11 protein-coding genes and 1 pseudogene are annotated in these 10,779 nt (G+C 73.1%); 7 read left to right on the top strand and 5 right to left on the bottom strand.

Features of this window, described 5'->3' with window-relative positions; translation table 11 throughout:
- From ABT116_RS34225 to ABT116_RS34215, 3 genes and pseudogenes are all read left to right on the top strand, one after another.
- A pseudogene (locus tag ABT116_RS34225) lies at positions 1–164 on the top strand (deferrochelatase/peroxidase EfeB); the annotation flags it as partial.
- A 4-nt stretch (positions 165–168) separates the two neighbouring features.
- Positions 169–1,002, top strand: a complete 834-nt coding sequence (gene efeU, locus ABT116_RS34220) for an iron uptake transporter permease EfeU (RefSeq protein WP_351641875.1) — start codon at positions 169–171, stop codon at positions 1,000–1,002.
- A gap of 373 nt (positions 1,003–1,375) precedes the next feature.
- Positions 1,376–2,368, top strand: a complete 993-nt coding sequence (locus ABT116_RS34215; protein ID WP_351641871.1) for an SCO2278 family lipoprotein — start codon at positions 1,376–1,378, stop codon at positions 2,366–2,368.
- 45 nt (positions 2,369–2,413) lie between these two features.
- Here ABT116_RS34215 and ABT116_RS34210 read toward each other — a convergent pair whose 3' ends face one another.
- The gene (locus tag ABT116_RS34210) at positions 2,414–3,151 is read right to left on the bottom strand and encodes a bifunctional DNA primase/polymerase (protein WP_351641869.1); all 738 of its coding nucleotides are present in this window, start codon (positions 3,149–3,151) and stop codon (positions 2,414–2,416) included.
- A 274-nt stretch (positions 3,152–3,425) separates the two neighbouring features.
- Here ABT116_RS34210 and ABT116_RS34205 point away from each other — a divergent pair, with 274 nt between their 5' ends.
- A complete protein-coding gene (locus tag ABT116_RS34205) occupies positions 3,426–4,283 on the top strand; it encodes a glycerophosphodiester phosphodiesterase (protein ID WP_351641866.1) in 858 nt (285 codons plus the stop codon).
- Here ABT116_RS34205 and ABT116_RS34200 read toward each other — a convergent pair.
- Positions 4,262–4,903 carry a TetR/AcrR family transcriptional regulator gene (locus tag ABT116_RS34200; RefSeq protein ID WP_351641863.1) on the bottom strand — a complete coding sequence of 214 codons (642 nt, stop codon included), beginning with the start codon at positions 4,901–4,903 and terminating at the stop codon, positions 4,262–4,264. The genes ABT116_RS34205 and ABT116_RS34200 overlap by 22 nt on opposite strands.
- 105 nt (positions 4,904–5,008) lie before the next feature.
- On the opposite strand from ABT116_RS34200, the gene ABT116_RS34195 reads away from it, so the two are divergent.
- A complete protein-coding gene (locus ABT116_RS34195; protein ID WP_351641860.1) occupies positions 5,009–5,218 on the top strand; it encodes a DUF6243 family protein in 210 nt (69 codons plus the stop codon).
- 132 nt (positions 5,219–5,350) lie between these two features.
- Entirely contained in the window at positions 5,351–6,688 is a 1,338-nt protein-coding gene (locus ABT116_RS34190) for a S28 family serine protease (protein ID WP_351641858.1), read from the top strand.
- Positions 6,689–6,711: 23 nt separating this feature from the next.
- Here the strand turns inward: ABT116_RS34190 and ABT116_RS34185 are convergent, their stop codons facing one another.
- The 3 genes from ABT116_RS34185 to ABT116_RS34175 form a co-directional block, all read right to left on the bottom strand.
- Complete coding sequence (locus ABT116_RS34185) at positions 6,712–7,695, bottom strand: small ribosomal subunit Rsm22 family protein (RefSeq protein WP_351641855.1); 984 nt, start codon at positions 7,693–7,695, stop codon at positions 6,712–6,714.
- A gap of 347 nt (positions 7,696–8,042) precedes the next feature.
- Complete coding sequence (locus ABT116_RS34180) at positions 8,043–9,221, bottom strand: serine hydrolase domain-containing protein (RefSeq protein ID WP_351641853.1); 1,179 nt, start codon at positions 9,219–9,221, stop codon at positions 8,043–8,045.
- A complete protein-coding gene (locus tag ABT116_RS34175; RefSeq protein ID WP_351641851.1) occupies positions 9,164–10,471 on the bottom strand; it encodes a multidrug effflux MFS transporter in 1,308 nt (435 codons plus the stop codon). Before ABT116_RS34175 ends, ABT116_RS34180 begins: the two co-directional genes overlap by 58 nt.
- Positions 10,472–10,557: 86 nt before the next feature.
- Here ABT116_RS34175 and ABT116_RS34170 point away from each other — a divergent pair.
- The coding region (locus ABT116_RS34170; protein ID WP_351641849.1) for a Gfo/Idh/MocA family oxidoreductase at positions 10,558–10,779 on the top strand (222 nt) is incomplete at its 3' end.

Raw genomic sequence — 10,779 nt, 5'->3', positions numbered from 1 at the left:
AGCGGGACGTCCGCGAGGGCTTCATCCCCATCCAGCGCAGTCTGGCCACGGACGCGCTCAACGAGTACATCCAGCACGTGGGTTCGGCGCTCTTCGCGATCCCGCCGGGCGTCCGCGACAAGGACGACTGGTGGGGCCGCACGCTGTTCACCAAGGAGGCCTGAACCGGTGTTCTCCAACTACCTGATCGGACTGCGCGAGGGCCTGGAGGCGAGCCTCGTCGTCTGCATCCTCATCGCCTACCTGGTCAAGACGGACCGCAGGGACGCCCTGAAGCCGATCTGGGCCGGCATAGCCGTCGCGATCGCCCTCGCGTTCGGCTTCGGCTGCGCCCTCGAATTCGGCTCCCAGGAGCTGACGTTCCAGGCCCAGGAGGCACTCGGCGGCTCGCTGTCGATCCTCGCGGTCGGCCTGGTGACGTGGATGGTGTTCTGGATGCGCCGCACGGCCCGCCACCTCAAGTCGGAGCTGCACGGCAGGCTGGACGCGGCACTGGCGATGGGCACGGGCGCGCTGGTCGCCACGGCCTTCCTCGCGGTGGGCCGGGAGGGCCTGGAAACGGCCCTGTTCGTCTGGGCGTCGGTCCACGCGGCGAGTGACGGCACACCGCGTCCCCTGCTCGGCGTCGCCCTGGGCCTCCTCACGGCGGTCCTCCTGGGCTGGCTGTTCTACCGGGGCGCGCTGCGCATCAACCTGGCCAAGTTCTTCACGTACACCGGCGGCATGCTGGTCGTCGTGGCGGCGGGCGTCCTGGCCTACGGCTTCCACGACCTCCAGGAGGCCGACTTCCTGCCCGGCCTCACCGACAAGGCCTTCGACATCTCCGGCACGATCCCCCCGGACAGCTGGTACGGCACGCTCCTCAAGGGCGTCTTCAACTTCCAGCCCGACCCCACCACGCTCCAAGTCATGGTCTGGCTCCTGTACTTGATCCCGACCCTGGCCCTGTTCCTGGCGCCGACCCGCACCCCTGCGAAGGCGCCGGTTCGCGACGGGGCGTGAAGCCGAGGTGGGGTGGGTCCGCAGCCCGGCGGACGGGGTGCTGCCTGCGCCCACCCGTGCCGCCCCTAGCGGCACGCATGCCCGCAGGTAGGGCGACCCGCACCCGCGTACGGCGAGAAGGGGACGTGTCGGGGGGTGTCCGCCCGCAGCGGTTGGCGCGTCAACGGACAGTCAGTCGGCGTCAGACCCCATCGCGCCGTTCCGAGGACGGACACCCCCCGGCGCGGCCCCGACCCACCACCCTGCGTCACGCGAAGACGCGCACCCCCACCCACTGACAGGCGAAGCACCCCCACCCCAACCCACCCCCGGCCCAACCGCCGGAGGCACCCGGTAGGGTTCGCCTCCGGAAAGGGGAAGGTGAAGGTACCCGATGAGCAGGGATCGCGACCCTCGAACGCTCCGCAGGCCCGCCCGGAGCGCCCTCATAGCAACCTCGGCGACCGCTTTGTCGCTGACGGCCAGTGGATGCGTCGTCGTTCACGGCGAACGGGAGATCCTCCCGTCCACGACCCGTGCCGAAGCCGCCCAGGCCCTCCAGGAGTTCACGACCGCGTACAACGAGGCCGACAAGGCCTACGACGGCACCCTGGACGCCGACCACACCACGGGCGCCCTCGCCGACATCGACTCGGCCCGCCTCAAGGCCGGGAAGGCGAACAACCCGGACGGCAACCCGAACCACACCGAGCTGAAGCTGACGGACGCGAAGTTCACGATCCCGAAGAAGGCCGGCTGGCCCCGCTGGTTCGTCGCCGACGCGGCCGGCAACAAGGGCGGCACCGCCCGCTGGCTGCTGGTCTTCACCCGCAGCAGCCTGGACGACCCCTTCCAGGTGGCGTACCTGACGCTCGTCGCCCCGGACAAGGTCCCGCAGTTCAAGAAGGACGCCGACGGCTGGGCCGAGTCCGTCCCCGTGAACTCCACCGACCTGGCCACCGACCCCGGCGACCTGAGCCGCACGTACGCGACGTACCTGAAGAGCGGCGGAGAGACCTTCGCGGACGGCGCCCACACCAGCCAGTGGCGTGCCCTGCGCGAGAAGAACGGCAAGAAGCCCGGCATGGTCACCCAGTACATCGACGAGCCGCTGACCAACGGCGACTACGCACCGCTGGCCCTGCGCACGACGGACGGCGGCGCCCTGGTGTTCTTCACCACCCGCCACTACGAGAAGCAGACCGCCTACGCGGGCACGTCCGTCCCCGCCCCCAACAAGGATGTCCTGGCCCTGACGAAGGGCGAGATCAAGCAGTCCCTCACGATGGAGTTCGTCTCCAACGAGGCGGCACTGGATCCCAAGGGGCCTGGCAAGGTCACGATCCTGGGCAGGATCCAGGGACTGACCTCGGCGAAGGGCTCGTAACCGAGGCCGTGACCCGGGCCCTCACGGCACGGTCGCCGACCGGCCTCAGTGCCGCAGGGGCCAGGCCGCGTCGCCGGCCCGGCCGGTGTCCTCACCCACATAGCGTCCACAGACCTCGGTGAGCACTTCCAGCAGGCTCAGCGGATCCGGCAGCGCGTGCTCGGGCCCGCGCACCCACCGCACCGCCTGCTCCTCACCGGGCAGCCGCGCCGGGGGTACCAGGACGTAGGAGCCCCTGCAGTGCCAGCGCAGCCCTGGGTGCTCGTCCGCCGTCTCGGGGTGGCAGTCCAGTTCGCATGGCCACCACTCGTCCTCGTCCTCGGGCGTACCGCGGGTGGCCGTGAAGAAGAGGAGGCGGCCGTCGTCGCTCTCGGCGACCGGCCCGACCTCGACACCGGCGGCGAGCAGCCGCTCCAACGCGTCGCGACCGGCATCGAGGGGCACGTCGAGGACGTCGTGCACCATGCCGGTCGCGGTGATGAAGTTGGCCTGCGGCTGATGGCGGGCCCAGCGCTCGATCTGGGCGCGGTCGGTGGTCGACTGCGTCTGCCAGGCGAAGGACACCGGGTGCCGGGCGGGGGTGGGACAGCCGACCCGGTCGCAGGAACAGCGGTAGCCGGCCGGGTGGGCGGCGGGCGCGAGGGGCAGTCCCGCGCCGGCGGCGGCGAGCAGCAGGGCCTCACGGCCGCCGTCCCCGGCGGTCTCCTTCGGCCGGCGCCCGGCGCGCAGCCACTGGGTGAGTTTGCCCTGCAGGCCGGTCCGGCCGCCGAACTCCGCGCTCATCTATCCCCTCGCCTCGCCGTCGTGCCGAACAGCATGCCCCATCGTCCCATCTTCCCGCGCACCGGGGGGCCAGTGCCCACATCCAGGACAGCTGGGACGCACCGGGCGCCGGGCACCGGACGGGACAGGTAGGGCACACCGGACGCCGGACGGTACAGGTGAGACGCACCGCACACCGGGCGCCGCACGGGAGAAGACCGGCGAGCCCCGCTCTCCACCCCGATCGGGTGTCATTGCCCGCTTTGCCACGAGATGGCGCCCTACCGTGGTCGCCATGGTCACAAGGATCGCGTTGTCCACTCTGGCCTCCCTGATGTCCGTGGTCTCGCTCATCCCGTCGGGACCCGGCGGCCGCGCCCCGGCCCCGCTGGAGTGGGGCGCGGGCCCGCTGACCGTGGCGGCCCTGCCCCGGATCACGTACGTCGCGCACCGCGGCGGCGCCCGTGAGGTCCCCGAGAACAGCATGGCGGGGCTGGCGACCGCCTACGAGCGCGGGACGGCGCAGGTACTGGACTTCGACACGCGGTTGCTGCGCGACGGCACGCCGGTGGTGTTCCACGACGAGACCCTGAACCGCACCACCTACCTGGGCGGCGCGGTGCGCGGCCTGGACGCCCGGGAGTGGCGGGGCGTGCGGCTGCGCCCGAAGGACAGGCTCCCGGGGAGCTGGCGGTCGGAGCGGCCGCCGACGGTCGCCGAGGTGCTGGATCGTTTCGGCGGACGGATCGTGCTGATGCTGGAGGCGAAGGACCCGCGCAGCCTCGACCGGCTGGCCGAGCTGATCCGGGCCCGTGGCCTGACCCGCTCGGTGTTCGTGAACTCCAACGACCCCGAGGTGGCCCGGCGCGTCCACCGCCTCGGCCTGCTCTCGCAGTTGTGGCGCTCGGCGCAGCAGTTGCGCACGGACCGCCCGGAGCGCTGGCGGTCGTACGTGGATCTGCTCGACGTGGATCACCGGGCACGCGACGCGGATCTGGTGCGGGCGGTGCGCTCGGGGATCGCGCGGGTGTGGGCGCACACCGTGGTGACGGACGCGCAGCGGGACCGGGTGCTGGCGCTGGGCTGCGACGGGGTGATCACGGACACGCCGGGGCGCCTCGCCCGGGCCGCTCAGCGCGGGGCCAGGCCGTGAAGGGCGTAGTCGACGAGGGTGTCGGTGTACTCGTGGGAGATCGGGCCCGTGCGCTGGAGCCAGCGCTGGGCGAGCGGGGAGATGAAGAGCTCCAGGGCGATGCGCGGGTCGATCTCGGGCCGGACCTGACCGGCTTCCTGCGCGGCGCGCAGCCGGCCGATGTAGAGGTCGAGCGAGGGCTGCATCAGCTTGGCCACGAGCTCGCGTCCGAGCTGCTCGTTGACGACGCCCTCGGCGGCCAGCGCGCGGGACGGCACGTCGAACCTGGGGTCGTTCATCTGGTCGACGGTGGCGCGCAGCACGCCCTTGACGTCGGCGGCGAGGTCGCCGGTGTCCGGAAAGTCGTACGGCTCCGGCCCGGCCTCCCGCAGGGACTGCTCGGCCAGGTCGAGGAACGCCTCCATCAGGACGTCCGCCTTGGACGACCACCAGCGGTAGATCGTCTGCTTGCCGACGCCGGCACGGGCGGCGATGCCCTCGATGGTGGTCTTCGGGTAGCCGACCTCGACGACGAGCGCGAGGGCGGCGTCGTAGATGGCGCGGCGGGACTTCTCGCTGCGCCGGGTGGAGTCGGGGGCGGGCTTGCCGGGGGCGGGCTGGGTGGACTTCTGGACGGCCATGGGCCGAATTTATCAGGTTGACAAGACGGAGCGTCTCGCGGACAGTGGAGCGCAAGCACGAGACGAACCGTCTCGTCGCGGATATTGCCACGGAAGGAGCCCGAGATGACCCGAGGCGGAGCCGGAAACCTGCTGGGCGTCGGCGGATCGCGCAGGAACCTCGGCCGCAGGGAGCTGCGCGGCGGCGGCCGGGGCGGCCGGATCGGCGGCGGTCTCGACCCGCAGGCCCAGAAGCGCGAACTGCTGCGCAAACTCCAGGAGAAACGGCAGCAGCAGGACACGCAGGAGGGGGGCACGGCGGGCACGGCGTCGTGAGCCTCCCCCGCGCGAGGGAGATCGGCCCCCCGCGCGCGGGATCCTCCCGGGCGGTCCGGCGGATGTACTGAGGCGGTCGCGGCCCGCGACCGGCGGACACCCGCCCCACGGACACCCGGGAGGACTCGGCTCATGACCGCATGGACCAGACGACGGCTGCTCACCACGGCGGCCACGGCCCTCCCGGCGGCGGGCCTCGCCACCACGGCGGCCCCCCTCGCGCGGGCGGCGGCCCCGACCCGCCCCGAGGACGTCGACGTGAGCGACGCCTTACGGGCACTGCCCGGGCTGCGCCTGGTCGAGGAGCGGCACGACGCCGAACCGGGATACCGGCACTTCGTCCTCGGTCTGCGCCAGCCGGTCGACCACACGAACCCGGCCGCCGGCACCTTCGAGCAGCGCCTCACCCTGCTGCACACCGCCGCCGACCGCCCCACCGTGCTGTTCAGCACGGGCTACCAAGCGGTCCTCACCCCACGCCGGACCGAACCGGCGGTCCTGCTCGGCGCCAACCAGCTTCAGGTCGAGCACCGCTACTTCGGCACCTCACGCCCGGCGGACCCCGGCTACACCCACCTCACCGTCCGGCAGGCCGCCGACGACCACCATCGCGTCGTCCGGCTCTTCCGCCGCCTCTACCCCGGCGCGTGGATCTCCACCGGCAGCAGCAAGGGCGGTATGGCGAGCGTCTACCACCGCCGCTTCCATCCCCACGACGTGAACGGCACCCTGGTCCACTCGGCCCCGAACAACGTCGACGACCGCGACGACTCCGCGTATCTGCGTTTCCTGGAGACGGTCGGCACCCCCGCGGCCCGGGAGGCCCTCAAGGCGGCCCAGCGGGCGGTCCTGCTGCGCCGGGCCGAGCTGGTCGCCCGCTACGAGGCCTGGGCGGCCGCCACCGGCGACACCTTCCGGCTCGTCGGCAGCGCCGACAAGGCACTCGAGATCGCCGTCCTGCGCGTGCCGTTCATGTTCTGGCAGCGCGGCACCCCGGCCGACGTCGCCGCGATCCCCGGCCCCGGGGCGACGGCCGGCGAGCTGTACACCTGGCTGGACGACACGATGGGCCTGGCGCTGTACGCCGACACGACGGCCCGGAACTACATCCCGTACTGGTACCAGATCGGCACCCAGCTGGGGTACGGCGGCTTCCCCACCGCCCACCTCGCCGATCTGCTCCGCCACCCGGGCGCCGCCGGGCCGCGCAGTTTCGTCCCCGGGGACGTCCCCCTGCGCTTCGACCGGGCCGCCATGCCCGACATCGACCGCTGGGTCCGGCGGCGCGGGAGCGGGCTGCTGTTCGTCAACGGCACCCAGGACCCCGCGGTCGCCGAGCACTTCCGCCCCGGAGGGCCGGACTCACGGCTGCTGTGGGTGCCGGGCGGAAACCACGGCGCCGACCTCGCGGACCTGTCCCCCGCCGACCGGGCGTCGGCGGAGGACATGCTTGTCCGCTGGGCGAGTTGAGCGCGGGCGTACCTGTCAGAAGCTCAGGAGGGCGGCCAGGGGTCTCCCCAGTCGGCGTCCCGGGCGGCCTTGTACAGGTCGCCGTGGCGCTTGGTGACGGTGCCGCGGCGCAGGGACGGTTCGCTCTCGCACAGGTCGAGGAGGACCTGGCCCTTGCGGATCTGGGGGCGTCGGACGACCCGGGAGGGAGCGGGGTCGACGGGGAAGCGGGCGGCGGCGACGTACGCGAACTTCTCGTCCTCGTAGGCGAGGGAGCCGCCCTTGACCTGGCGGTGCAGGGAGGAGCGGCTGACCCGGGCGGAGAAGTGGCACCAGTCCGTGCCGGGGGCGATGGGGCAGGCGGCGCTGTGCGGGCACGGGGCGGCGATCCGGAAGCCTGCGGTGATCAGCCGGTCCCGGGCCTCGATGAGGCGGGTGTAACCGTCGGGGGTGCCGGGTTCGACGATCACGACGGCCCGGGCGGCGGCCGCGGCGGCGTCGACGAGGGCGGTGCGGTCTGCGGCGGTGAGCTCGTTCAGGACGTAGGAGACGGTGACGAGATCCGTGCTCTCCAGGGTCAGGGCCGCCCCGATCCGGGAGCGCTGCCAGCGAACGTCCTTCAGCTCCGGGTTGGCCGCGGCGATCTCGCGTCCGAGGGCCAGCGCGGGTTCCGCCCAGTCGAGCACGGTGACGGGCCGCTCCCCGCCCCAGACCGCGTTCACGGCCCAGGCGGCGGCACCGGTGCCGCCGCCGAGGTCGGTGTGCCCGCCGGGCACCCACGCGGGCGCGGCCTCGGCGAACGCCTCCAGCGCTGAGCGCACGGCCTCGAACGTCGCGGGCATCCGGTAGGCGGCGTAGGCGGCGACGTCGGCCCGGTCCCGGAGGATGGGGGCGTCGGTCGGGGTGGCCCCCCGGTAGCTGGCGATCAGCCGCTCGACCGCCTGCGAGGCCTGCCGGGGCGGCAGCCCGTCGAGCAGACCGGCGAGAGCGGCACGGAGGTTTTCGGCCGGGGGTGCGGGGGCGTTCACCCGGCGATTCTACGAGGCGGGCGGGGGTGAGGGACGCGGGTGCGGGAGGGGGGCGGGCGATACGGGGAGGTGCACGCGCGTGCGGGCTGCGGACGACGGGCGGCACGCTGTACAGGACGGAACGGTCCGTGCGTGCGGGCTGCGGACGACGGGCAGCAAGCTGTGCAGGCGGAAGGGTCCGTGCGTGCGGCGGGCGCCGTGGGCGGCCCACACGCGGGTGAACAGCACTCGCGCCCCGGCGCCTCGTTCCTCACGCGAGCACCACTGGCACAGCGGGGCGGCGCCCCCGTCACTCACCGAGGACGCTGCTCACGCCCGGGCCCCTCCCCTCCCCCAGTTCGCGGAGATCACCGCACCGCCCGCGCCACCCGGGACGCCGCTGCCGCTCTCGGGGCGTTGTCCGGGCGGCGGCGGCGCGGGTGGACCGCGTTGGTGAGCAGGATTAGGAACGTGTCCGTGGCCGGGTCCAGGACGAGGGACGTGCCCGTGAAGCCGGTGTGGCCCGCCGCGCCGCGGCCCGCCAGGTCGCCCATGAACCACGGCTGGTCGAGGGAGAAGCCGAGGCCCGGCGGGGTGAAGAGAAGCTCGACGAAGTCGGGGCCGAGGATGCGGGCCGGGCCGTGCGAGCCGCCGGCGAGGAGGGTGCGGCAGAACACCGCGAGGTCCCGGCCGGTGGAGAACAGCCCCGCGTGGCCCGCCACGCCGCCGAGGGCCCAGGCGTTCTCGTCGTGGACCTCGCCCCGCAGCATCCCCCGGTCCGCCTTGGCCCAGGGCCGCCGCTGGTCCTCCGTCGCCGCGGCGCCCGGGCACGGCCCGAAGTCCGTCGCCGTCATGCCCAGCGGCCGGGTGATGCCGTCGCGGATCAGGACGTCGAGCGTGCGGCCGGTGATGCGCTCCAGGACGTACTGCAGAAGCAGCATGTTCAGGTCGGAGTAGCAGTACGTGCCCGGCACCCCGACCGGCGGCTCCGCCCGGAGCGCGGCCAGCCGCTGCGCGTCGTCGGCGCAGTCGTACAGCGGGAGTTCGGGCCGCAGCCCGGAGGTGTGCGTGAGCAGCTGCCGTACGGTGATGCCGTGCCGGGCGGCCGCCGTGAAGTCGGGCAGATACGCCCCGACCCTCGCGTCGATGCCGAGCGTGCCCCGCTCGATCTGCTGCACGGCGGCCACGGAGGTGAACAGTTTGGTGAGGGACGCCAGGTCGAAGGGCGTGCCGACGGTCATCGGGACCCGTTGCCCGGGGGGCAGCTCCACCCCGGCGTCGGAGTCGGGGTCGTAGGCCGCGTAGCGGACGGCCCAGCCCGCCGCCTCCTCGACCGCGATCACCGGGCCGCGTCCGACGACGAGGACCGCGCCCGGTGCCCAGGGGCGCCGTCCGGTGGTGAGGACGTGGACCTCCCGGACGAGGTGACGCAGTTCCCCCGGGTCCAGTCCGGCCCGCTCCGGCGTGCCGTCGCGCAGTCTGGGTGCGCTCAGCTGACTGCTCCCTCCACGCTCGCGCGGCTGCTCTCCTGCCTCCAGGGTCGGCACATTCCCATGAAGCAGGCAAGTGCCACCAGTGCGGCGGCCAGTTGGACGACGGCCATCGGGAGGGCGGTGTCCTCCCCGGCGACGCCGACCAGCGGGGAGGCGACCGCGCCGATGAGGAAGGACGACGTGCCGAGCAGGGCCGACGCGGAGCCCGCCGCGTGCTTGGTCCGCATCAGGGCGAGCGCCTGGGTGTTGGGCAGGGTGATGCCCATCGCGGACATCAGCACGAACAGCGCGGCGGCGACGGGCACCAGGCCGACCTCGCCGAAGACGCCGAGGGACATCAGCAGCAGCGCGGTCGCCGCGGTGATGACGATCGTGAGGCCGATGCCCAGCACCCGGTCGAGGCTGACCCGGCCGACCAGGATCTTGCCGTTGATCTGGCCGACGAGGACCAGCCCGACCGAGTTGACGCCGAACAGCAGGCTGAACGTCTGCGGGGAGGCGCCGTAGATCTCCTGGATGACGAACGGGGACGCCGAGATGTAGGCGAAGAGGGCGGCGAAGGCGAAGCCGCCGGTGAGCATGTAGCCGGTGAAGGCGCGGTCGGCGAGCAGGCCGCGCATCGCGCGCAGGGCCTCGCCGACACCGCCGCTGTGCCGCTCGGCGGGCTCCAGCGTCTCGGGCAGTTTCGTCCAGACCAGGACCCCGATCAGCACGCCGATGGCGGTGAGGACGACGAACACGCCCCGCCAGTCGGTCACGCGCAGGACCTGCCCGCCGATGAGCGGCGCCACGATCGGGGCGACGCCGGAGATCAGCATGAGGGTGGAGAAGAAGCGGGCCATGGCCATGCCGTCGTAGAGGTCGCGGACGACGGCCCGGGCGATGACGATGGCGGCCGCGCCCGCGAGACCCTGGGCCAGCCGGAAGGCCACCAGCGTTTCCACGGTGGGCGCGAGCGCGCACAGGACGGTGGCGACGACGAAGACCACGAGCCCCGCGAGCAGCGGGCGGCGGCGCCCCCAGCGATCGCTCATCGGCCCGACCACCAGCTGTCCGAGCGCCATGCCGGCCAGACAGGCGGTGAGCGTGAGCTGGACGGTCGCGGCGGGCGCGTGCAGGGAACGGGTGACCTCCGGCAGGGACGGGAGGTACATGTCCATCGCCAGCGGAGGCACGGCGGTCAGGCTTCCGAGGAGGAAGGTGACCAGGAGCCCGGTGCGGCGGTGCGGTGTGCGGTCGGGCCGCTCCGTCCCGGCTGCGGCCTCCTGCGCGGTGTTCGGTATGGACGCCCCACCCTCGGGCATGAGTCCCTCCCTCTCCGAGTCGATCGCCACCTATGCTCTCAGCTCGTACGGAGTGCTCGGGGTCACAAGGTGAAGGCGGGGCGGGAATGACGGCGGACACGGTGCGGTGGGGAATCCTGGCGACCGGGGGTATCGCGGGCGCGTTCACCGCGGACCTGATCGACCTGCCGGACGCGGAGGTCGTGGCGGTCGCGTCCCGGTCCGGGGAGTCGGCGAAAGCGTTCGCGGAGCGGTTCGGGATACCCCGGGCCTACGGCGACTGGAACGCGCTCGCCCAGGACGAGGACATCGATGTCGTCTACGTCGCC

The sequence above is a fragment of the Streptomyces sp. NPDC002130 genome (assembly GCF_040296465.1).
GTDB lineage: Bacteria > Actinomycetota > Actinomycetes > Streptomycetales > Streptomycetaceae > Streptomyces.
This window is presented reverse-complemented; position numbering and strand designations above follow the sequence as displayed.

Coding starts and splice junctions, on each gene's coding strand:
- ABT116_RS34215 (WP_351641871.1), top strand. CDS start 1,376: ATGAGCAGGGATCGCGACCCTCGAACGCTCCGCAGGCCCGCCCGGAGC.
- ABT116_RS34210 (WP_351641869.1), bottom strand. CDS start 3,151: ATGAGCGCGGAGTTCGGCGGCCGGACCGGCCTGCAGGGCAAACTCACC.
- ABT116_RS34205 (WP_351641866.1), top strand. CDS start 3,426: ATGGTCACAAGGATCGCGTTGTCCACTCTGGCCTCCCTGATGTCCGTG.
- ABT116_RS34200 (WP_351641863.1), bottom strand. CDS start 4,903: ATGGCCGTCCAGAAGTCCACCCAGCCCGCCCCCGGCAAGCCCGCCCCC.
- ABT116_RS34195 (WP_351641860.1), top strand. CDS start 5,009: ATGACCCGAGGCGGAGCCGGAAACCTGCTGGGCGTCGGCGGATCGCGC.
- ABT116_RS34190 (WP_351641858.1), top strand. CDS start 5,351: ATGACCGCATGGACCAGACGACGGCTGCTCACCACGGCGGCCACGGCC.
- ABT116_RS34175 (WP_351641851.1), bottom strand. CDS start 10,471: ATGCCCGAGGGTGGGGCGTCCATACCGAACACCGCGCAGGAGGCCGCA.